Origin of the sequence: Arcanobacterium ihumii, assembly GCF_900604515.1 — a bacterium.
In the GTDB taxonomy this organism is placed as follows: Bacteria; Actinomycetota; Actinomycetes; order Actinomycetales; family Actinomycetaceae; genus Arcanobacterium_A; species Arcanobacterium_A ihumii.
In genome coordinates, this window is the sequence record NZ_UWOS01000001.1 from 84,309 (window position 1) to 106,603 (window position 22,295).

17 protein-coding genes are annotated in these 22,295 nt (G+C 49.1%); 7 read left to right on the forward strand and 10 right to left on the reverse strand.

The window, feature by feature from the left end; translation table 11 throughout:
* Positions 1-38: 38 nt before the first annotated feature.
* The 3 genes from EIH22_RS00385 to EIH22_RS00395 are packed head-to-tail and all read right to left on the reverse strand — an operon-like array spanning position 39 to position 3,200.
* Positions 39-1,208: a hypothetical protein gene (locus tag EIH22_RS00385; protein ID WP_124053840.1), complete on the reverse strand. Its 1,170-nt coding sequence runs from the start codon at positions 1,206-1,208 to the stop codon at positions 39-41.
* Complete coding sequence (gene nadD / locus EIH22_RS00390; protein ID WP_124053841.1) at positions 1,205-1,933, reverse strand: nicotinate-nucleotide adenylyltransferase; 729 nt, start codon at positions 1,931-1,933, stop codon at positions 1,205-1,207. Before nadD ends, EIH22_RS00385 begins: the two co-directional genes overlap by 4 nt.
* On the reverse strand, positions 1,920-3,200 hold the full coding sequence (locus tag EIH22_RS00395) for a glutamate-5-semialdehyde dehydrogenase (protein WP_124053842.1): 1,281 nt from the start codon (positions 3,198-3,200) through the stop codon (positions 1,920-1,922). The genes nadD and EIH22_RS00395 overlap by 14 nt, the downstream gene beginning before the upstream one ends.
* A gap of 93 nt (positions 3,201-3,293) precedes the next feature.
* On the opposite strand from EIH22_RS00395, the gene trxA reads away from it, so the two are divergent.
* Both trxA and EIH22_RS00405 read left to right on the forward strand, forming a co-directional pair.
* On the forward strand, positions 3,294-3,665 hold the full coding sequence (trxA, locus tag EIH22_RS00400) for a thioredoxin (RefSeq protein ID WP_124053843.1): 372 nt from the start codon (positions 3,294-3,296) through the stop codon (positions 3,663-3,665).
* A 426-nt stretch (positions 3,666-4,091) separates the two neighbouring features.
* Complete coding sequence (locus EIH22_RS00405; protein WP_200829126.1) at positions 4,092-5,447, forward strand: MFS transporter; 1,356 nt, start codon at positions 4,092-4,094, stop codon at positions 5,445-5,447.
* Positions 5,448-5,572: 125 nt separating this feature from the next.
* Here EIH22_RS00405 and EIH22_RS00410 read toward each other — a convergent pair whose 3' ends face one another.
* The 6 genes from EIH22_RS00410 to EIH22_RS00435 all read right to left on the reverse strand — a co-directional run bounded on the left by EIH22_RS00410 (position 5,573) and on the right by EIH22_RS00435 (position 12,978).
* Positions 5,573-6,565: an LLM class oxidoreductase gene (locus EIH22_RS00410; RefSeq protein WP_124053844.1), complete on the reverse strand. Its 993-nt coding sequence runs from the start codon at positions 6,563-6,565 to the stop codon at positions 5,573-5,575.
* 53 nt (positions 6,566-6,618) lie between these two features.
* Positions 6,619-7,728 carry a glutamate 5-kinase gene (gene proB, locus EIH22_RS00415; RefSeq protein WP_124053845.1) on the reverse strand — a complete coding sequence of 370 codons (1,110 nt, stop codon included), beginning with the start codon at positions 7,726-7,728 and terminating at the stop codon, positions 6,619-6,621.
* Positions 7,729-7,769: 41 nt separating this feature from the next.
* Positions 7,770-9,302, reverse strand: coding sequence for a GTPase ObgE (gene obgE / locus EIH22_RS00420; protein ID WP_124053846.1), 1,533 nt, complete (start codon positions 9,300-9,302; stop codon positions 7,770-7,772).
* A 91-nt stretch (positions 9,303-9,393) separates the two neighbouring features.
* The gene (gene rpmA, locus EIH22_RS00425) at positions 9,394-9,651 is read right to left on the reverse strand and encodes a 50S ribosomal protein L27 (protein WP_124053847.1); all 258 of its coding nucleotides are present in this window, start codon (positions 9,649-9,651) and stop codon (positions 9,394-9,396) included.
* A gap of 61 nt (positions 9,652-9,712) precedes the next feature.
* A complete protein-coding gene (rplU, locus tag EIH22_RS00430; RefSeq protein ID WP_124054657.1) occupies positions 9,713-10,018 on the reverse strand; it encodes a 50S ribosomal protein L21 in 306 nt (101 codons plus the stop codon).
* Between the two features lie 206 nt (positions 10,019-10,224).
* Positions 10,225-12,978 carry an Rne/Rng family ribonuclease gene (locus EIH22_RS00435; protein ID WP_124053848.1) on the reverse strand — a complete coding sequence of 918 codons (2,754 nt, stop codon included), beginning with the start codon at positions 12,976-12,978 and terminating at the stop codon, positions 10,225-10,227.
* 636 nt (positions 12,979-13,614) lie between these two features.
* Here EIH22_RS00435 and EIH22_RS00440 point away from each other — a divergent pair.
* From EIH22_RS00440 to EIH22_RS00460, 5 genes are all read left to right on the forward strand, one after another.
* Complete coding sequence (locus tag EIH22_RS00440; protein ID WP_124053849.1) at positions 13,615-15,123, forward strand: cytochrome ubiquinol oxidase subunit I; 1,509 nt, start codon at positions 13,615-13,617, stop codon at positions 15,121-15,123.
* Positions 15,124-15,138: 15 nt separating this feature from the next.
* Entirely contained in the window at positions 15,139-16,275 is a 1,137-nt protein-coding gene (gene cydB / locus EIH22_RS00445) for a cytochrome d ubiquinol oxidase subunit II (RefSeq protein WP_124053850.1), read from the forward strand.
* A 106-nt stretch (positions 16,276-16,381) separates the two neighbouring features.
* Positions 16,382-18,151 (forward strand): thiol reductant ABC exporter subunit CydD, encoded by a 1,770-nt coding sequence (gene cydD, locus EIH22_RS00450; RefSeq protein WP_124053852.1) that lies wholly within the window; start codon positions 16,382-16,384, stop codon positions 18,149-18,151.
* Positions 18,151-19,902 (forward strand): thiol reductant ABC exporter subunit CydC, encoded by a 1,752-nt coding sequence (gene cydC / locus EIH22_RS00455; RefSeq protein ID WP_124053854.1) that lies wholly within the window; start codon positions 18,151-18,153, stop codon positions 19,900-19,902. The genes cydD and cydC overlap by 1 nt, the downstream gene beginning before the upstream one ends.
* A gap of 4 nt (positions 19,903-19,906) precedes the next feature.
* Positions 19,907-21,547 (forward strand): sensor histidine kinase, encoded by a 1,641-nt coding sequence (locus tag EIH22_RS00460; protein WP_124053856.1) that lies wholly within the window; start codon positions 19,907-19,909, stop codon positions 21,545-21,547.
* Positions 21,548-21,635: 88 nt separating this feature from the next.
* Here EIH22_RS00460 and EIH22_RS00465 read toward each other — a convergent pair whose 3' ends face one another.
* Complete coding sequence (locus EIH22_RS00465) at positions 21,636-22,259, reverse strand: response regulator (protein ID WP_124054658.1); 624 nt, start codon at positions 22,257-22,259, stop codon at positions 21,636-21,638.
* Between the last annotated feature and the right edge of the window lie 36 nt (positions 22,260-22,295).

Consider the following 22,295-nt stretch of genomic DNA (forward strand, 5'->3'; position numbering starts at 1 on the left):
AGCATGTATCTTTTAAATTGATCTGAAAAATAAATTTCTTAGATCTGGAATACAGTTGCGAGGTTTGCAACTGGAGTGACCGATGTAGAATCGGCTAAGAAGGTTGATACCCACGATCCGAGCAGGTAACCAACCAAAGCTCCAATGGCGATGAGGAGGAGCAAACCAATCCAGTTTCGTTTCCCACTTTCTTCATAAACCAAAGATTCTTCTTCGGAAGCTGCAGTTTCAACTGCTTTTTGAGATTCCGACGGCGCTACAATAGAATCAGAGCCTGCTACGGATTCCTTTTCTTGCTTAGCAGCACCATTCGCAGGGTCCTCATTCGCTTTCGCTTCAGATTCATCTTTCACCGGTAACTGAGTAGGAAGATCTGCTTTCGCATCTACTTTTTCAACAGTCTCTACCTTTGCTACAGATCGTTCTTCTGCCGGCGTTTCAGAAATAGGTGTTGCCTCAATCGGGCTAACAAAAGCAGGAATCACAAAGTCATCCGGCTTCGACTCAGAATTTATTTCGGGTGTTTCTTTTGGCTGCGCAACATCAGCATTTCCTGTAGCCGGAACTTCATCCGACTGCGCCAAATCATTATCGCGACGGGTGCGCTCTAGAAGGCGCTCACGTAGACTTCGTGGCCGCTTTGGTTCGTCGTCGTTATCAAACCGGTTGAAGACCGAGGTTCGAATCGGCTGGTCCGAGGTAGAACGGTCCGGTTCCGTAGAGACTACTTCTGTTTCTTTTTTCGAAGTAGCATCGTCAACAACGGTAGGTTCAAGCTCGCGTTTCTCAGTCGCACGAGACTTGGTGCTCCCAGCCTCAGCTGCTAAAACGGAGTCGAGCTTCTTTTGTGGAATCGCAATAGACTCAGCTTCTGCCCTAGGAATATCTTCGTGACGCGCAATGGACTCTGCTTCATTGTGGGCCGGAGAACCATGCGAGTGCTTAGATACGTGTGATTTCGGCGACTTTTCCGCGCCGTCCTCAGTATTTTCGGCAGTGGACTCGGCATTTTGACGCGAGGAAAAACCTTGCATGATAGCGTGCTCAGCAGTTGCATTACTACGTTCCGCTTCGCGTAATTCCTTACGGGAAGGACGACGTAGCCGCAACTCGGCAGTTTCGGTTAGCGAAGGAGAGTCACTTTCGCGTGTAGCAAGTTTTCCCAGCTCACGCAGCTCTTTTCGACTCAAGCGAGGAGTCTCACTCATACTTGTTCCTTCCCAATACCGTCTTGATGAACCGTTCCAGATTCAGCTACGACTTCTTGCTCGGGAACCAACGCAGTGGTCGTAGCTTGGTCTTCTTTATATAAATGATACTTGTTTATATGCTGAACTACCCCATCTGGCACCAAATACCATACGGGTCGCTGATTTCCGGCACGATTTCGAATGTCTGTTGAAGAGATCGCCATCGCAGGAACTTCAAGCAAAGTGATGCCATTCTTAGGCAAACCTGATGTATCTAGTTCGTGACCAGGCCGATTAACACCTACGAAATGAGCGAGTTCCCACAGCTCATCTTGATCTTTCCATTGTAAAATCTGAGGAAGCACATCCGCACCTGTAATAAAGAACAAGTCCGAATCTGGATAGGCTTCTTGGATATCACGGAGCGTGTCTATCGTGTAGGTTGTTCCACCGCGGTCAATATCGACTCGTGAAACTGAAAATCGCGGATTATTGGCCGTTGCAATGACTGTCATTAAATAACGATGCTCGGCAAAGGTGACTTTGCGATCCTTTTTGAAAGGTTGCGAACCTGTGGGAACGAATACAACCTCGTCTAAACCAAAATGGTGCTGAACTTCAGAAGCAGCCACTAGATGCCCATGGTGAATCGGATCGAATGTTCCACCCATGATCCCAATTTTACGTCGATGAGCCTCAGTATTCTCCATACCGTGCCCACTAGAGGTGTTATTTTCGGACATGACCGTCTCCCTTAACAATCCAAGCAAAGCTGGTCAGTGCACTGAGCCCCATCGGTCCACGTACATGTAGCTTCTGAGTCGAGATCCCAATTTCTGCACCAAATCCAAACTCTCCACCATCGGTGAATCGAGTTGATGCATTAATCATCACCGCAGCACTATCCACGTTCTCAACAAACTTGGCAATAGCAGAGTCGTCTTCCGATACTATTGCCTCGGTATGACCGGTGGAATACATTGCGATATGTGCGATTGCTTCATCTATATTTGCAACCACTCGTACTGCTATCTCTTTTGCTAAATATTCGGTTTCCCAATCTTTTCCATGTGCTGGGAGCATCTTCAAGGACTTAGGCGCAAAGCGTTGAGCTTCCACATCGGCGTGGACCGTTACATAATTCTTGGCAAAAACATCGTAGATTTTTGGCAGGAATTTATGTGCAATGTCAGCATGGACCAGGAGTTTTTCCGCCGCGTTACATACTCCGACTCGATGAAGCTTTGAGTTCTCAACAATTGCAAGCGCTTTCACCAAATCAGCGTATTTATCGACGTAAACATGGCAATTTCCCACACCTGTTTCAATAACGGGCACTGTTGCCGTTTCGACTACGGTTTTAATAAGCCCTGCACCGCCCCTAGGAATAACTAAATCGACCAGGCCGCGCGCCTTCATCAGCACCGCCGCACCTGCGCGTCCAAAATTATCAACTGTATTGACGACGTCGCTGTTGATACCTTGTGCATCAAGCGCACGTTTCATCGAAGCAATTAGGGCAATATTGGTGTTTTTCGCTGCGCTTCCGCCTCTAAGTACGACGGCGTTTCCAGATTTGAGGGCAAGGACCGCCGCGTCCACAGTGACGTTGGGCCGTGCCTCGTAAATCATTGCAATGACACCGATTGGAACCCGTTTCTGAGTAAGGACCAAGCCGTTGTCCAAAGTAGTCTCGCTCAGGATTTCACCTACAGGATCTGGGAGTTCAACAACTTCTCTTACCGCATCGCTTATTTTTTCAATGCGCGCATCGTCAAGGAATAGGCGATCCAAGAGCCCCTCTGTCATTCCGTTTTTGCGGCCTTCTTCCATGTCAAGAGCATTAGCTTCACATATAGTTTCAGAGTCATGAACAAGTTGAGCCGCAATAGTATTAAGCAATGCGTTTTTTCGGGAAGTTGGCATAGAACGAAGTAATACCGACGCCGTCTTGGTGCGCCGAGCCACTCCTAACGTAGCTTCCTCGATTTCGAGCGTGATTTCTTCCATAGCTCAATTTTAAGGGAATACATGGAATCTCTGGGCGTTGTATCTAATGATAAAGGTAACGTAGGTTATCTACTGCAAAACGAAAGGTCACTAATGGCAACGTTCGAAGTTACAAGTCAAAATTTTGGTGAAACCGTTGAAGAAGGAACTGTCCTTTTAGACTTCTGGGCCGCCTGGTGTGGTCCATGCAGACAGTTCGGACCGGTATTTGAAGATGCCTCCGAACGCCACCCAGATATCAAGTTCGGAAAAGTAGATACCGAAGCTCAGGCAGATCTTGCTCAGGCTTTCAACGTAATGTCTATCCCGACTCTCATGGTCTTCCGTGATGGAATTCGAATCTATGAAGGTGCTGGAGCACTGGACAAGAACGCTCTCGATGACTTGATTAACCAAGCACAAAAGCTCGATATGGATGAAGTGCGCAAGCAAATTGCCGAGTCAGAAGCTGGCAGCGCCCAATAAGCATTTCTTCTTAAGAATTCTCTGCGTTCATTTATGGGGGGGGTGGATCAACGAAGGTTGATCCGCCCCCCCCATAAATGACATTTTGAGAGTATTCATTAGTTTTTTAGCACATTCCTTAATGGAGTTAAGTGCCCCACTTAACACTATGAAATGATAATTAGCCCAGCTCAGAAAGCTAAATAAAATGTACTCTGTGAACCTCCGGTAAAAATTGCCAAAAAATCAATCAACTTAACATTGCTTAATTGGTTGTCAGTTGAGAGTCTGATCACAACGAGAACGTGGCGCCCGTACTCAATGATGAGTCGTTCTTTTTACAACAACAAAAGAACCCACAATCAACAAAATAATGATCACGCTCAAAAACGACCGGCAATCACATTGCTACGTCCCCTCGCGAGCTCAGAATCAAGGGATTAGACTATGCCTGAAACACATTCTCCAGCAATGAAACTCAACAGTACTAACAGTCAACGAATCGAAGTTTTGACGAAAACAAACTTCGGTAAATTAATGCCGTTGCTCGTTACCGTCTACATTATTAGCTTCATTGACCGAACAAATATCGGCATGGCAAAAGAAGCCCTCGGCGCGGACATCGGACTTTCCGCCGGAGCCTATGGCCTAGGTGCAGGTCTGTTCTTCCTGTGCTACGCAGTTCTAGAAGTTCCATCCAACCTTATAATGCATAAAGTTGGAGCTCGTTTCTGGATTACCCGAATCATGATCACCTGGGGCATTATCTCGATGTCCATGGCTCTAGTCTGGAACGATATCTCCTTCTACGTAATTCGTATTCTTCTCGGCGTAGCCGAAGCAGGGCTCTATCCAGGAATCATTCTCTACATCTCGTACTGGTTTCCGCAGAAGTACCGCCCTCGCGCTATCGGTATCTTCCTTCTCGGCGTTTCCATTGCAAATATCGTTGGAGCTCCGCTAGCAGGTGTTCTCCTCCAGCTTGACGGCTTCGGCGGTCTGCAAGGTTGGCAGTGGATGTTCATTATCGAAGGTGCTCCAGCAGTACTCCTCGCATTCTTGGTCTGGAAGATCCTTCCAAACACACCTCGCGAAGCCAAGTGGCTCTCTGCAAGTGACAAATCACTTCTAGATCACGTTATCAAGTCCGAAGATGTCGGTGAGTCGTCACAGCACAACGATCTACGCTCGCTTGGCCCAGTAGTCAAGGATCCGATCTTGTGGTTAGTTGTTCTTGCCTACTTCACCCATCAGATTGCTGTTTACTCGCTGTCTTACTTCCTCCCGACCATGATTAAGTCCTACGACTCGCATATGAGCACAATTACCGTTGGTCTGATCACCGCAATTCCATGGATCGCAGCAGCTCTTGGTTCTTGGTTCCTTCCAAAGTATGCAGTTGGATTAAAGAAATCCAAGATGATCGCATCCGCTGGATTCGTCACTGTTGCAGCTGGTCTTACTATCGCAGCTCTCACTCACACCAATATCTGGGTAGCCGTTATCGGATTCTTCATCGCAGCTTCACAGCTTTTCGTCATTCAGTCCATCCTCTTCACCGTCCCGCAGCAACGCTTCTCTGGTGCAACCACTGCAGCAGCTGTGGCATTCATGAACATGTGTGGTTTGATCGGAGGATTCCTTGGACCGACCGTTATGGGTTACCTCGAAGAGCAAACCGGCGATAAGCTTGCCGGTCTTTGGTTTATCATCGTAGCTGTCTTAATCGGATCACTCTTGGTATGGGGTCTGAAGTACCGTTCAACAGATGCCCCGACTTCACTGGAAGGTAAAGAAAACTAACCCCTTCCACCCGAGGAAGATTTCTTCCCTTGCCTTTACATTGATTTACCAATGCGGATGGAAATAAAGGTGGTGGTGTTAACCAAAGCCTGGTTAACACCACCACCTAGTTTTTATTGCTAACTCTATTTTCCATCAAAAGTGTGAAAATTCGTTAACCTAGGAAGTTCCTCTTCTGTCTTCATTCTCTCTCGCATCAAAGGAAGTACACCGCGAAGTACCGAAGCTAAGTCTGTAGGAAGGGATGCAGGAATAAAAACAATTCCGTCTGCAGATCCAGAACCAACCCAGCTTTCCAAAGCATCTGCTACATCATATACAGTGCCAGTTACCGATGCAATTCCTTGAAATATTGGACGGTGGTTGATATCGGAAATCAAAACAGCACGTTCCTCTGCAGCTTGGCGGGAAGCTGATATAACGATACCGAGATCAACAAACACCAGAATCTCTCGATTCTTCTTGGCAGCCTCACCACGAAGCAAAGTGCGTAGTTTACGCGCGGCGATAGGCTCCGTCGTCTTAATTCGAACCATGTCTGCAAAAGCAACGATTTCAGCAACATGACTTGCGGCAAAGGCAGGATCGGCGGTAGTTGCGCTGACCTTGACACCCTTGGCGTGGGAAACCTGCGCCATCTTCGCCAATTCCGTAAAGTCCGATGTAGCGTTAACCTGTAGTTCAATCGTTGACCAACCGCCCCTATCAGATACAAGAGCTTCTGCACCTACTTCAACAAATTTCATCAATGGTGGAACTTCAACAGAAATACCGCCCGGTGCAAGGTTCATAAGCTTCGATGCTGCTTTTACGCCATCAAGAGCGCCGTCTTTTGGCTGTTGATCAGAACGCGTATGGAAAGATCGATCAAGAGTAATAAAGTCGAGTCCTCCTTCAAGCGCAGCTTTAACTGACGCTGCTAGCCGAGGAAAGTTGAGATGATCAACAGATACATCGTGACCGTACTCATCAAGAATCTCGCTGGACATCGCACCGAGCACAGAGAGATCAATTCCGGTCCATGCAGTTGTGGTTAGATTTTTGTTTGCCCCACCACCATCAGCTTTCACGGTGGACCCGTTATCCACTTCCATCGAAATAGGAAGTTCTAAAGTCATCTCGATCCTTTCTCCCCATTTATGCTCGGAATTATGCCGAGTTTTGAACAATTCTAGCAAACCAAATCGTCCACATGGACAACAGCCCTTGGCGCCCGAATCCCTTTCCCCTGCTCAGAACCATTGATAAACTTCTCAACTTCACCATTTGAAAATGCAACCATTCCCACAGCTATTTTTTCTCCGGACAAATCGCGTATTTCCACCATGTCTCCAGCAGCAAACGATCCTCTAACCTGACGAATTCCCACCGCTAGTAGGGATGCTCCCCCAGTTCGTAAGGCATGGGCAGCGCCGTCGTCGACCACTAACACACCATTGACGCGAGCCGAATACTTCATCCACAGTGATCTAGCCGACGATCGTTTACGTCTTGGTAAAAACCACGTTCCAACGTTCTCACCGTTAAGCGCCGAACGAAGAGAATCCGTCGAGGTTAAGAGTGCTCCAATTCCACCAGCAGTGGCTATATCTGCCGCAGCAACTTTTGTTCGCATTCCGCCAGTGCCAACATCAGAGCCCTTGCCAGTGATCGTCAAGCTATCAAGCTGACGCATATTACTGACGTCACTGATAAGTACCGAACCAGGTTGCGAAGGCGGACCGGTGAACAATCCATCAACATCGGTGCAAAGGATCAGTGCCGTTGCATCCACGAGATGTGCAACAAGAGCCGCAAGACGGTCGTTATCACCAAATCGAAGATCATCGGAAACCACCGCATCATTTTCATTCACGATAGGTACGACGCCGTGGTGCAAGAGGCGCTTCAGGGAGCCTTGAGCATTCGAGTAGTGGCGACGATTTACGACGTCGTCAGGCGTTAAAAGAACCTGACCAATGGTGATACCATACGAAGCAAATTTAGAAGCATAGGCATGCATGAGTCGAGATTGTCCGACCATCGCCGCGGCCTGTTGGTCGCGAATACTCTTGGGCCTAGATTTAAAGCCAAGCGGCCGAATTCCGGCAGCTACAGCTCCCGAAGAAACTAAAAGAACTTCTTGACCACGCTGGCGTGCCAGCGCGACGACGTCAACAAGTTCGGCCAGCCGAGCCTCGTTGAGCGAACCGTCTGAGCTGGTGAGCGAAGACGAACCCACTTTAATGACAATGCGCGAAGCAGATCCCAGCAATTTTCGGTTAGACAGTAAAGGTTTCATAATCCAAACTTACGTACCCAGTTAATACTGCCTTGATATTACTATTCGTCGTCGGAGTTTGGATCCACCCAATGTCCCGCTTGACGCTCCATCCAAAGCTCCTGACGTGCAGCTTCCTTTGCATCCATCATTTCGTGATAGGCAGCTTTTCTTTCCTTACGTGACGCACGCTGGTTCTCATCAAGTCGAAGATCCGTTCCACGTGGGCCTAACAACTCTGCACCGGCAGACATCATCGGCTCCCAATCAAAGATCATTCCATCCTCGACCGTCCCGATAACGACCATGTCGCCTGCTCGCGCACCCGCTGCAGTAAGTTGCTTTTCGATACCTAGAGTGTTGAGACGATCAGCAAGGTAGCCAACCGCTTCATCATTCGAAAAATCAGTTTGGCGAACCCAGCGTTCAGGCTTCGTGCCAAGAATCTGATAGAAATCTTCACCGTCTTTGTGACGTTTGGTGATGGTGAAGCCAGCAGCTTCGCGCTTGGATACCGGGCGAATAACTTGGCGCTGTTCGCTCTGATCAACTTCGTTTTCACGTTCGCGTACTTTGTTGATGATCGTGGCGAGCGCGAATCCAAGTTCACGTAGCCCCTCACGTGACACCGCTGAAATTTCAAAAACGGGAAGCTTTCGCTCCTTTAATTCAGCTTTTACAAACTCCGCAAGCTCACGTGCTTCAGGCACGTCAACCTTGTTTAAGACGACGACGCGCGGACGCTCCATGAGCGGAATCCGTCCCTCGATTGGGGGAATTTGCTTCGAGTAAGCAGCCAATTCAGCTTCGATAGTGTCCAGGTCCGAGACTGGATCTCGACCGGGTTCTAGAGTCGCACAGTCCAGCACATGCACAATAGTGGCACAGCGTTCGATATGACGAAGGAATTCAAGCCCAAGACCTTTTCCTTCAGAAGCACCAGGAATGAGTCCGGGAACATCAGCGATTGTGAATCGTAGTTCACCTGCGTCAACCACGCCTAGGTTAGGAACCAAGGTTGTAAATGGATAATCAGCAATCTTAGGGCGAGCTGAGCTCATTGCAGCGATCAGCGATGACTTTCCTGCGGATGGGAAGCCAACCAACGCGACATCTGCTACAGATTTCAGTTCCAGAACAACATCTTTAATATCGCCCTCTTCACCAAGCAAAGCAAAACCTGGGGCTTTGCGCTTAGGTGAAGCAAGTGCAGCATTGCCGAGTCCTCCTTGACCTCCTTCAGCTACGATGAATTCGGCTCCAAGACCAACCAAATCAGCAATAATATTGCCATCAGAATCTTTAACGACCGTCCCATCAGGAACACTGACGTAGAGGTTTTCGCCGCGCTTTCCATGGCGCATATCGCCAGCACCGGGAGCGCCATTCGGAGCCTTTAAATGAGGGCTATGATGCAAATGCAAAAGAGTAGTTTCTTGGCCATCAACGCGCAAGATGATGTCTCCGCCATGACCGCCATTAGCGCCATCAGGTCCACCAAGAGGTTTAAACTTCTCACGATGAACTGAGGCGCAACCATTTCCACCCTTCCCTGCTTCCAGATGAAGAGTAACGCGGTCTACAAAGCTAGCCATACTTCTATTCCTTAAATAAAAACAAGGGGTGGAGAGCACTGCCCTCCACCCCTAGAGTTTATCATTGACCTCTATCGGTCAACGTAATCGCTCAGGCATCAGCCAAAACGATATTAACAACCTTGCGATCGCGACGGATACCGAATTCCACGGTACCTTCTGCGAGTGCGAAAAGGGTGTCATCCTTGCCGCGGCCAACATTGGCACCCGGGTGGAAGTGGGTACCGCGCTGGCGCACGATGATCTCACCAGCGTTGACGAATTGACCGCCGAAACGCTTCACACCGAGTCGCTGGGCATTAGAGTCGCGACCGTTATTCGAGGAGCTGGCGCCCTTCTTATGTGCCATGTTTCCTGACCTGCTCTCTTACTTTAAGCTCGTTGAACGGATGATCCCGAAGGATCTCAGATCACTTAATGCCGGTGACCTTAAGACGGGTCAGCTTCTGGCGATGACCCTGGCGCTTACGGTAACCAGTCTTATTCTTGTATTTGATGATGGTGATCTTTGGACCTTTTTCATCGCGAACAATCTCAGCGGTAACCTTAGCGGAAATACCATCGGCGGCAGTGGTGACCTTGTCACCGTCGACGAGCATGATCGGCTCTAGCTCGACCTTGTCGCCAGCTTCGCCTTCCATCTTGTCCACAACGACGATGGATCCGACGGACACCTTCTCCTGGCGACCGCCTGCCTTCACAATCGCGTAAACCACGTTCTGCTCATCTCTGTCGATACGGTTGCATTCACTGTTGGAATGCACTTAAATTTTGCTGGCACGAAATAACGCGCCGACACACCAGCTTACTTAGCTTCACCTTGGAGAACAAGCTCAGAAAGGGCGACAATCGCCACATTTATCAAATTGTTCGGTTCAAAGCACGCTTAGCAAGCGGTGTAACTAGCCCAGTTTAATCAAAATTAGTCTTTTTTGGAAACCGGGAAGCTCATAATTGCCGAAGAAGGTGACGAACTTGGCGTAATTGTGCCCGAGGACGTTACCCGACGACGAGTTCTTCCAGAAGATTTCACAACTGGAGTCACTTCTGAAGGGTCAGCTTTCTTCGGCTCCTCAACCTTCACATCGTTATCAACGCTCGACTGCTCACGTGAGTTAATACGTTGACGGCTCACCCCACGTTGGCGGCCTTCTTTCGAACTAGCATCACGGCGTCGCTTCTTGCGTGAGCGGTTCCCATTCGACGAAGCCTCAGCTTCTGAAATATCCTCTGAAGGTCCTTGCTTCGCACTAGATCCTTGAGCAGTTTCGGCACTCGAAGCGTCGTCAGACTCTTCCGCCTCATTCACATCATCATGTTTATGTGATGCTGCCGCTGCAATATTCGCCAGTGCGGCCTTAACCTCAGCCTGCTTCGGATCAGGGGTATTTTGTGGTTTTTCTTTCTTCTGTGCACTCTTACGTTGCTCGGATTCCATCTCGTTAGCCTCACCCTTTTCAACAGGATGATCATGGCTAATGTATCCGCGTCCCTCACATGCTTGGCAGGTCGTCGAGAAAGCTTCTACCAACCCCTGCCCCACGCGCTTACGCGTCATTTGAACAAGTCCGAGCGAGGTAACTTCAGCAACCTGATGACGCGTACGGTCACGTCCCAAACATTCGAGTAGACGTCGCAAAACTAGATCTCGGTTGACTTCCAAAACCATATCAATGAAGTCAATCACGATGATTCCACCGATATCACGCAACCGCAGCTGGCGCACAATTTCTTCGGCCGCCTCAAGGTTATTTCGCGTCACGGTTTCTTCCAAAGTTCCACCCGAACCTGTGAATTTACCCGTGTTAACGTCAATAACAGTCATCGCCTCGGTACGATCAATAACGAGCGATCCACCAGACGGGAGGAATACCTTTCGATCAAATGCCTTCGCCAGTTGCTCGTCAACCCTAAATACAGAGAAAATATCTTGCTTTTCTTCCCAGTGAACGAGTCGGTCTTCGAGCTCAGGAGACAGCTCATGAACATATTCATGAATCGTGTTCCAAGCGTTTTCACCTTCGACCTTTAACGTGGTGAAATCTTCGTTAAAGACGTCTCTGATCACTCGAACCGCAAGCTCAGGTTCACCCTTCAGGAGCGATGGAGCGTTCTTGGTGCTCTTAGACTTGGCTTGAATGTCTTCCCAGGTCTTAGTAAGGCGTTCAACATCGCCACGTAGCTGATCATCAGTTGCACCCTCCGCCGCGGTTCGCACAATAACTCCGTGCTCAGCCGGAACAACTTCTTTCAAGATCTTCTTCAAGCGAATGCGTTCTTTTTCAGGAAGCTTTCGCGAAATACCTGTCATTGCACCAGACGGAACAAGCACCAAATGCCGTCCGGCCAGGGTAATCTGCGCGGTAAGACGGGCACCCTTGTGCCCGATTGGATCCTTCGTAACCTGTACAAGAACTGTATCGCCGGATTTAAGCGCATCTTCGATCTTGCGAGGCTTGCCTTCCATTCCCGCGGCTTCCCAATTCACTTCACCAGCATAGAGAACAGCATTACGTCCTTTTCCGATGTCAACGAACGCCGCTTCCATCGAAGGTAGCACGTTCTGAACTCGTCCAAGATAAACATTTCCTACCATTGAGCTCTGGGTATGGCGTGCTACGTAGTGCTCCACCAAAACACCATCTTCAATAACTGCGATCTGATTCAGACCATTTTGTTCACGAACCAACATTTCCCTGTTTACAGACTCGCGCCGAGCAAGGAACTCGGACTCAGAGATAGATTGACGGCGACGACCCGCTTCACGTCCCTCGCGGCGTCGCTGGCGCTTCGCTTCAAGTCGCGTTGAACCCGTTGGTGCTGTTACCTCATCACTCACATCTGAGGAAGAACGACGACGCCGGCGACGTACCGTCGTAGTCGTTTCCGCTACGCCCTGTCCGACTTGAGAATCTGGCTTAACTTCAGAGGACTTCGGCTCATCCTCATTCTTCGAAACAACGTTTCCCGTTTCAGACGATGAGTTAGAACGTTTACGTTGACGAGTGTGCTTTGAAGTTTCGCTAGCAGATTCAGACGAAACCTCTTTTTCTGAATTCTTAGTGGCTGAATCATCTGCAGAGCGACCGCCACGCGTACCACGGCGTGACTTACGTACGTTTTCACCCGTAGTAGCGTCACTGTCAGCTGATACTTCCTGTGAAGGCTGATCGTCGTTTTCCGTAGAGAGACCTTCAACTTCAGCGGAAGCTTTGCGACGAGTTCGTCGAGCTTGAACAGCTCGGCTAACATCAGGCTCTTGGAAAAGAAGTGTCGTCATAGGAGCGACCGAGTCCACCTTTGCAGGCAAAACAGCTTCCTCACCCGAAGAAAAGGTAACAACTAGCGGCTTCTTTTCCTCGGATTTCTCAGCATTTTTCACTGTCGTTCGTTTGCGTGTTTTCTTCGCAGCTACGGGAGCTGATCCTTCTTGACCAGAATCGGAGACTCCGCGTTCTTTGGCGTTGGCGAGTTCTGCTAGAGATTCCGCCACTGATTCCGCAATGTTTTCGTGTACAGGTTTTTGAGTGGCGCGTTTAGATCCAGCCTTGGCAACCGTTGATTTCTTCTGGGTGACCGCGCTTTCCGTCTTGCGCTTAGCCGTGCGAGTACGAGTGGTCTTCTTCTCTGCCGCACCAGCGTTTTCAAGTTCTCGAGCTTCGTTTTCCTCAGCCATGAACGCTCTCCTATTAGCAGTGCCAGATGTGCATCTCCATCACGTGCATTGCAATTATGTAGGCCGCAACCCGCAAGTTGCGGAAATCTTTTAATTCTCCCAGTCCGGCAGCAACGCATCCGCGGCGCACAGGAAGCTAGGAACTTTGACGAACTGATGCATCATTCGTTTCCATCAGCTATCTTACACTGTTCCGTTCACCAACATGGAATGAATGAGTGTTTCTCATAGCTTCAAAGGAAAACACCCAAATCCTCTATTTCTAACGAATATTTGAAATACGGCATTTAATTCTTACGAAAAAACTTTGCGACACATTGTTCGGCAAAATCCGCCCAAAACTGTGGGTTTAATGGAATAATAAGGCGTAAGACCTAAGGAAATGGATGTAAAAACTAGAAATAAGCCCTTACTTTAGGTCATGATTAAAGAAAGGTTAGCTACACCCTGTCGGCTATCAGTGAAATTCCACATTCGTTGGAAATCCACCTGGCATGGCATCGCGTAGGAAACTTTTCGCAACTGCACGCATCTGCAAGTGCTGTCGAGATTTCGATACGAAATTCCTTCAACACTCTCACCAGTACGAACAGTTACAATCGTCTGTCAGTTTAGGTCGAACGAAAGGTTAACAAGGTGGAAGCCCTCGACCTCGCACGGTGGCAGTTCGGTATCACAACGGTATATCACTTTATTTTGGTGCCGCTCACTATCGGACTATCCCCACTAGTCGCTATTATGCAGACCAAGTGGCTCAGAAGCGGAGACACAAAGTGGCTCAAGCTCTCAGAGTTCTTTGGAAAGATTCTGCTCATTAACTTTGCACTCGGTGTTGCAACCGGTATCGTCCAAGAATTCCAATTTGGAATGAACTGGTCCGAATACTCACGATACGTTGGAGACATCTTCGGAGCACCACTCGCTTTCGAAGCACTCCTCGCCTTCTTCCTCGAATCAACATTCCTTGGCGTGTGGATTTTCGGTCGTGGACGTATCAGTCCTAAGGCGCATACCCTCGCTGCTTGGTTATTTGCTATTGGAACAAACCTCTCGGCAATGTTTATTTTGGCAGCAAACTCATTCATGCAAAATCCAGTCGGTGCTGTTTACAATCCAGACACCGGTCGCGCAGAACTTGACGGAGCTAAAGGTTTCATTGATGTTATCTTCTCCCCGACGTCGCTCTACGCATTTGCTCACACGATCACGGCCTCGCTTCTCGTAGCGGGTTCCGTCATTGCCGGCATTTCCATGTGGTGGCTCGTTCGCACTGCTAAGGCAGGCAATACAGATGAAGCAATCGGCTACTGGAAGCCAGCCGCTCGTTTCGGCTTCGTTACCATGCTTATTGCAAGTATTCTTGTGATCTCAACCGGTCACTTCATGGGGCAACACATCTACCGTGAGCAACCTACGAAGATGATCGCAGCAATGGGAATTGTTGAAAGCACCGAATCCGCAAAGCTTGGGCTTATCATGACCAGCACGGAACTCAAAGAGGGATCAGTCGTTGAGGTTCCAATCCCTGGTCTCGAATCTTTCATGGTTACAAACCACTTCTCTGGACCTGAATCCAAGCTCACCGGTGCTACCGAAATCAATGAGAAGTATCAAAAGTTCTTCTCCAGTGACGGAACCTATTCGGCAGATCAGAATTATATGCCGAACCCATTCATCGCTTTCTACTCTTTCCGAATCATGATGGGCTTGGGCTTTGCATCAGCAGCATTCTCGATCATTGGTCTCTGGGCAACTCGGAAAGATAAGCTCCCAACATCTGCTGGCCTGGCAAAGCTCTTTGTTTGGACCATGCCGTTCCCATTCTTGGCTTCTACATTCGGTTGGATTCTTACCGAAATGGGACGCCAGCCTTGGGTTGTGTATCCAAACTTCACGGCACAACCAAATACCCCGCCATCAGAGATGATTCGCCAGCTCACCGACTACGGCGTTTCGCAGTCTGTGCTCCCTGTCGAAGTTTTGCTTTCGATGGTCATCTTCACCTTGCTCTACGCAGCACTTGGTGTTGTTTGGTTCATTTTGGTAAAGCGTTACGCAGTCGAAGGTATCAATACAAACAAGGTTATTAACACCGAAATTATTGATTCCTCTGATCCAAACGCCAAGCTAAGCTTCGTCTACTGAGGATAGGAAAAGACAATGGAACTTTCATTCTTACAGCTTATCTGGTTTATCCTCATCATCGTCCTCTGGATCGGTTACGTAACTCTCGAAGGCTTCGACTTCGGTACGGGAATGCTACTCAAGGTACTTCCTAAGAACGATAAAGAGCGTCGTCTTACATTGAATACCATTGGTCCGCACTGGGATGGAAACGAAGTTTTCCTTCTGACCGCCGGCGGAGCAACATTCGCCGCATTCCCTGAGTGGTACGCAACTATGTTCTCGGGTATGTATATGGCGCTGGTCCTAGTCCTCGTTCTTCTGATTATCCGTATTTCGGCAATCGAATGGCGCGGCAAGGTTAACTCCGCTAAATGGCGCAATGTATGGGATAACCTCCACACTTGTTCCGCGTGGCTCGTAACGTTCCTCTGGGGCGTTGCATTCGCAAACCTCCTCCAAGGAATGGCGATCCAGGTCGGTACCTACAAGAATGGTGAATTCATCCCAGCGGATGTTAACTCAGTTGACGAAGCCCTTCGCGGAGGTGCTCAACACTTCCTCACCGATGGGTTCTTCTCACTGTTGACTCCATTCACCATCCTTGGTGGCATCATGCTCGTCGCTCTGTACCTCACCCATGGAGCTCTTTGGCTTGCTCTGAAGACCCGTGGCGAATACAGTGTTCGCGCACTCGCCTATGCAAAGAAGTCCTCGCTTATCTCGACCGGTATTACCGCGGTATGGGCAATCTGGGGCAACTTCGCATACTCGGTTTCCCCAATGGTTTCCTTGATCCCAATGGCAATCACCGCAGTGCTTTTGATTGCATCTGCTTTCCTTACCCTCAAGGGCAACGAAAAGGTTGCATTTTTCCTCCACTTCGGAGCACTCGCCTCGGCGGTTGTCTTCATCTTCTCAACCTTCGGTGCAAACGCACTCAAGTCGAACATCAATGAAGCCTACAACCTTACCTTGGTACAGGCATCAGCAACCGCTCCAACCCACACGGTTATGCTCGTTGCTGCAATCGTCTTTGTGCCAATCGTTCTCGGTTACACGATCTGGTCCTATCTGAAGTTCTCACAGCGCATGGCTGTAGAAAACATTCCAGACGAAAATGCCGGACTTGATCTCAAGAAAGTTCGCGAGTTCGAGACCGTGTCAGCCTAATCGGGTGCGACCCAACTGACATTGTGGGGAGCAGTCCTGACGGACTGCTCCCCACAATATTGATTTACCATAGTTATATGCGCTCGACCGAAAGAAAGAAGACGTTGTGAGGCCCTTTGATCCACGGCTTATTAAATACGCACGAGAAACTCGCTCCTACATTGTTTTCCTAGTTACTCTCGGTTTCTTACAAACTCTTCTCATTGCCGCCCAGATCATCTTGATTGCTCAAGCACTCTCCCCCATTTTTTATGGCACAGCCACACTTAAAGACACCGCTCTTTTCATTGGTGGAATCGGGATAGTGTTTCTTATTCGTTCCGGTTTGGAATATGTTCAGCACTCATTTGGGCATCGCGCGGCAATCAAAGTTATTTCACAATTACGTGGTGCAGTACTAGATCATTCAAGCAAGCTTGGCGTCCGTTGGCTCTCAGACGGCAACACGTCTAGAGTAGTTACCCTTACCACTCGTGGTTTAGATGACCTAGAAGCGTACTTCGTTTCGTTCCTCCCACAACTTTTCTTGTGCGTGACCACTATTCCTGCTCTTCTTGTAATTATCCTCTATCTTGACTGGTTATCTGCACTCGCAATTATTTTGTGTATTCCACTAATTCCGCTTTTTATGATCTTGATTGGTAAGCTCACCTCTCGCTACTCCAGTCAGAGGCTCAAGTCCATGCAACAGCTGGGCACTCAACTCTTAGATCTTCTTGCAGGTTTAAGCACCCTTAAAGCTCTAGGTCGAGAAAAGGGGCCACGCAAACGGGTCGAGGCACTTGGAAATTCCTTTGCGGAAAAAACAATGCAAACTCTTTACGTTGCATTTTTATCTGGTGCCGCTCTCGAATTTTTAGCTACCTTATCCACTGCAATCGTTGCCGTTGAAATTGGTTTCCGTATGGTCGGCGGTAGCATCTTGCTATTCTCTGGTTTAGCCGTCATTATGTTGACTCCCGAAGTTTTCAAGCCACTGCGTGAAGTAGGTACTCAATTCCATGCCTCTGCAGATGGTGTTGCGGCAGCTGAACAAGCTTTTTCCATTCTCGAAAAGCCTTTGCCTTCCCAAGACGGAACCTTACCTTCGCCCGATCTTTCATTAACACCTATAGTCACAGAAAACCTCAGTGTCTTTGCTCCCGGTCGAGCAACTGTTGCTCCACACCAGCTCAATGCCACCTTTGAACCAGGCAAAATTACAGTTCTTCGAGGTATATCTGGTTCAGGAAAATCAACTGCAGTTCACGTTCTCCTCGGACTGATTGAGCCTAATGAAGGCGCGGTTAACGTAGGGAATTTGCCGTTAAATGACCTTAATCTAGAAACCTATTGGAGCCAGATAACTTGGGTTCCTCAGCACCCAGTGATTCTACCGGGATCAATCCTTGAAAATCTCGGAGTTGAGGGCGAAACCCCTGGTGAAGAAGTTACAAAAGCTGCGAAGCAAACGGGATTTTCCGACGTCGTCGCATTACTTCCGAATGGTTGGAACACCCTAGTTGGTCAAGGCGGAGTAGGAATGTCGGTCGGGCAACGTCAACGTCTAGCGCTTACTCGAGCACTTCTCGATGAAAGTTCACTCGTCGTTCTTGATGAACCTTCTGCTCATCTCGATGCGACCAGCGAGGAATACGTAACTGACGTGGTTTGTACGCTGAAAAAGCAAGGAAAAACAGTAATCGTGATCGCACATCGAGCGGCCCTTACTAAAATTGCCGATCACATCGTTGAAGTAACTTCAAGTAGCAGAAACATTGATACAGAGGTCGCACAAAATCTGCAAGCACAACGTGATAGTTCCGTTTATTCCAATATGTTGAAGAAGATCGACTACGCATTGCCGGAGAACTGGGAAAATGAGGGAAATCGCTGATGTATAACAAAGTAATTACCCCCGAAGAACGCCTAGCTCTCCGTCAAGCCCTACGAATCCTCGATATCGACAAAAAGCGCTTTGCTCTTTCCACCTTGTTTGGATCTGGCGCGGTCGGTTCCGGAATTGGACTCGGAGCAGTCTCAGCATGGTTAATTGCTCGAGCAGCACAGCTCCCACCCGTCCTCGATTTATCTGTTGCCGCAACCGGTGTGCGTGCATTTGGCGTCGGTAAAGCAGTTTTCCGCTATCTCGAGCGTGTTTCTTCACACTGGATTGCGCTTCGAGGGATGGCGAAGATCAGAACCGCGGTATATTCCCGCCTCGCCGACTCCCCGACTGACGTCGTCACCTCGATCAAACGTGGCGACTTGCTTGCGCGAACCGGTACCGATGTAGATGAGCTTGGAAACGTCGTCGTTAAGTCTCTTCTTCCGGCAACCGTTGCAATTCTAACCGGAATCATCTCAATTGCGATCGTTGCTTCGCTCTCACCACTAATCGGTTTAATTCTTGCGTTCATGCTCCTGGCAGACGGATTGATCGGTCCATACTTCTCGATGAGGGGCGCCCGCCAAGCCGAAATCGACCGTATCCAGAACCGAGCTCAGCTCAATGCTGCAGCACTAACGATGCTCGAGTCATCAGCAGAACTTCAGATTTCAGGAAAGTTGCCAAGTTTCAAGACGGCTCAAAATGAAATCGAAAAGCAAATTCAAGTGAACCGCGATGCCTCAGCAAAACCGCAAGCACTGGCTAACGTCGTTAGTGTTATTGCAATGGGAATATCGATTATTTGTGCGCTGTTAATTGGAACAATGCAGGTCCAATCCGGTGATCTTTCAACGATTAACCTTGTGGTTTGCACACTCACACCACTTGCCGCATTCGAAGCAACCCAAAAACTATCCGAAGCCGGCATTCAGTTGGTTCGCTCAAGCCGCGCTGCTTTGCGAATTATGGAAATGCTGAACCAAGCTCCTGCCGACGGGTACGAAGCATTCGATGACTCGGGCAGTTTTGAGCTCCGTGCGAAAGACCTTGTTGCAGGATGGGAAAACGGTCCGGATATCACGGCCCCGTTGAGCCTCAGCCTAAAACCTGGAAAATCAATCGCAATTGTTGGTCCTTCAGGCATCGGCAAGTCTACCTTGTTGTATACCTTCGCCGGAATGATCAAACCTCATGTTGGACAGGTCCAACTTGGAAACAACGATGTAGGCGCCGTTGAGCGTGAAGTTCTTTCACGATACTTGGTGTTAACCGCTGAAGATGCCCATATCTTCGAAACATCGGTTCTTGAAAACCTACGCGTTGCTCGTGCCGATATCACCGACGACGAGGCACAAATTCTCCTTGAGCGGGCTGGCTTAGGTCAGTGGTTACAGGACCTACCAGCAGGAATTCATACGGTGGTAGGAGTTAACGCAACTACAATTTCGGGCGGCGAACGGCGCCGTCTTCTCCTTGCTCGGGCATTGGCGTCTGGGGCTCGTTTCCTTTTACTTGATGAACCTGGCGAACATTTAGATTCTGAAACAGCGGATAAACTGATTAGAGATCTCCTAAGCACGAAAGATGCCAATCGCGGCGTCATACTCGTTACGCACCGTTTGAGCACACTTTCATATGCCGATGAAGTGATACTCTTGGGCGAAAGACCCGCCCGCATACTCGCCCGCGGAACCCATCGTGAATTACTTGAATCCGTGGACCGGTATCGCTGGTCCGCTGAACAGGAAGAGGAATAAGCCGATGATGCAATCTGAGCTCTCTGAAGTACTTTTCAAAGCTCTTGAGCTTACAGGCAAGCTCGACCGTCCATCGGCCTTGCAATATTTTGTTGATTCAGCTCGTGAAATCACCGGTGCGCGGTTCGCAGCGCTCGGCGTCCTTGACTCACACGGCGAAACCGTCGAATTCATTCAGTCTGGATTCCCTCAGGAGCTCGTTGGGAGAATCGGTCAACCTCCAGAAGGACACGGCTTATTTGCCGATATTCCTGCGCGTGGATATCTCAAGATTGATGATCTATCTCAATACATGAACCTGTCTGGGTATCCTGATGCCCACCCTTCTATGCATAATTTTTTGGGTGTTATTGTGCCCGTCAACGAGCAGATCTGGGGACGTCTTTACTTAGCTGATAAAGACGGCGATTTCACTGACGACGACGGTCAGAATATGGAGTTGTTTGCCCAAGCTGCTGCTATCGCAGTAACAAACTCGCGCTTATATGCAGAATCCCAGAACCGAGCGCGGTGGCTAACATCATCCCAGAACATTGTTTCTTCGCTTTTGGAAGGATCCGATGAAGAAGAAGCTCTCCAAGTAATTGCCGACCAAATGAGGATCGCTGCTAAAGCAGATAACGCACTAATGATTCTTCCTTCGATCCAAGACAGCTGGGTATGTGAAATCGTCGCGGGTGAAGGTGCAAGCGACTTCTTGGGTGTGAACTTTCCACGTGCGGGACGTGCTCAAACCGTGATTCGCGAGCAAGCCGGAGTCGTTATTGACTCAATGCAACGTCTGTCGGTTGTACGGGTTGAACAGCTTCGACGCTTCGGTGCTGCTCTTTATGCTCCGCTTGTCTCAAAGGGTAATGGCTTAGGCGTGATTATTTTGCTCCGCAAGCCAGGCAAAGGAGAATTCGATCTCCATGACCTTTCCATGGCCGAAAACGTGGCGAAACAGGCCGCAATTGCACTTGAGCTTGCCGATGCACGCCACTCAAAGGAACTTGCAGCTGAGCTCGATGAACGAGCGCGAATCTCGCGCGATCTTCACGATCTGGCTATCCAGCAGCTGTTCGCATCGGGAATGCACATTACAGCCGTAAAAGAAGATCTTTCTAACAAGATCTCTTCCCCCGATATCACGACCGCATTGGACAACGCGATTTGGGCAATCGACGAATCTGTCTCTCAGATTCGAAAGATCGTTCAGTCGCTAAGAGATGAATCTTCGCCAGCTGCTTTTGTAGACAGGCTCCAACATGAGACCTCTGTTGCTCTGCAATCTCTCGGTTTTGCACCATCGTTGTTGATTAAGTGGCATGGCGAATCAATTTCTGATGATTTCGATATCACCAAGATTGATAACGCGATCGGTTCAGATGTTTCCGACGACGTCGTTGCAGTCGTTCGAGAAGGTTTAAGTAATGTTGCACGCCACGCACATGCGTCTTCTGTTTCGGTGGAAATAAACGTCAATGCAGAAGCAATTGAAGTTTGGGTAATGGATGATGGCGTCGGCTTGGCACCATCTCTCTCCCGCCGATCAGGGTTGTCAAACCTTGCAGCTCGAGCACGTCGCCACCACGGTGACTTCACCATCGGACCAGATCCAGAGACCGGCAAACTCAAGATGTGCTGGTGTGCTTCATTACGCTAAACATCAATAAATGAGGTGCGGGGCAAGCGAGTAAAAATTATCTCGCTTGCCCCGCACCTCAACTGTCTCTAACTTGAGAAAAATAGCCTCAGTTTGCTTGGTTTCTCCACCCGGCAGCACGTTGTCCAGCAACCCAGGCAGCCACCTGGGTACGCCGTTGCATACCCATCTTTGCGAGCAACGAGGTGATGTGGTTCTTCACCGTTTTCTCTGCAACGCCAAGCTTCTCACCGATTTCGCGGTTAGAAAGTCCATCTCCAATGAGATCAAGAACTTTACGCTCAGAAGGCGTAAGTTCAGCTGTGGGGTCGTCATGATCTGCACGGCGACGCGTCACCGTACGCTCATCGAGCAAGATTCGACCATTGGCAACGGCACGAATCACTTCAGTAATCTCAGCGCCACGAACCGACTTCAACAAATAAGCCTTAGCACCTGCCTCAAGGGATTCGGCCAGCGCGTCGTCGTCATCAAAAGACGTAAGAACAATGCAACGAGTGTTTGGAGAGCGCTCTGAAAGCTGCTCGATAATATCAATACCGGTACCATCTGGTAGACGCAGATCAACAAGAGCTACCTCAGGGTTCATCAATTCTGCGCGTCGCACCGCCTCAGCAACTGTTCCCGCCTCAGCAATAACTTTTAAGCCGTCTGCGCGGTCAACCACTTCGGCAATCCCTCGGCGCACCACCTCATGATCGTCAATAATCATCACATTGACTACGGCGTTTTCTTCACTCAAGACATG

Excerpts from the sequence above, each read along its gene's own strand:
- cydC (WP_124053854.1), top strand. The coding sequence starts at position 18,151 with ATGTATAACAAAGTAATTACCCCCGAAGAACGCCTAGCTCTCCGTCAA.
- nadD (WP_124053841.1), bottom strand. The coding sequence starts at position 1,933 with ATGTCCGAAAATAACACCTCTAGTGGGCACGGTATGGAGAATACTGAG.
- EIH22_RS00405 (WP_200829126.1), top strand. The coding sequence starts at position 4,092 with ATGCCTGAAACACATTCTCCAGCAATGAAACTCAACAGTACTAACAGT.
- trxA (WP_124053843.1), top strand. The coding sequence starts at position 3,294 with ATGGCAACGTTCGAAGTTACAAGTCAAAATTTTGGTGAAACCGTTGAA.
- EIH22_RS00460 (WP_124053856.1), top strand. The coding sequence starts at position 19,907 with ATGATGCAATCTGAGCTCTCTGAAGTACTTTTCAAAGCTCTTGAGCTT.
- EIH22_RS00395 (WP_124053842.1), bottom strand. The coding sequence starts at position 3,200 with ATGGAAGAAATCACGCTCGAAATCGAGGAAGCTACGTTAGGAGTGGCT.
- EIH22_RS00385 (WP_124053840.1), bottom strand. The coding sequence starts at position 1,208 with ATGAGTGAGACTCCTCGCTTGAGTCGAAAAGAGCTGCGTGAGCTGGGA.
- EIH22_RS00435 (WP_124053848.1), bottom strand. The coding sequence starts at position 12,978 with ATGGCTGAGGAAAACGAAGCTCGAGAACTTGAAAACGCTGGTGCGGCA.
- rpmA (WP_124053847.1), bottom strand. The coding sequence starts at position 9,651 with ATGGCACATAAGAAGGGCGCCAGCTCCTCGAATAACGGTCGCGACTCT.
- obgE (WP_124053846.1), bottom strand. The coding sequence starts at position 9,302 with ATGGCTAGCTTTGTAGACCGCGTTACTCTTCATCTGGAAGCAGGGAAG.
- cydB (WP_124053850.1), top strand. The coding sequence starts at position 15,139 with ATGGAACTTTCATTCTTACAGCTTATCTGGTTTATCCTCATCATCGTC.
- proB (WP_124053845.1), bottom strand. The coding sequence starts at position 7,728 with ATGAAACCTTTACTGTCTAACCGAAAATTGCTGGGATCTGCTTCGCGC.
- EIH22_RS00410 (WP_124053844.1), bottom strand. The coding sequence starts at position 6,565 with ATGACTTTAGAACTTCCTATTTCGATGGAAGTGGATAACGGGTCCACC.
- EIH22_RS00465 (WP_124054658.1), bottom strand. The coding sequence starts at position 22,259 with ATGATTATTGACGATCATGAGGTGGTGCGCCGAGGGATTGCCGAAGTG.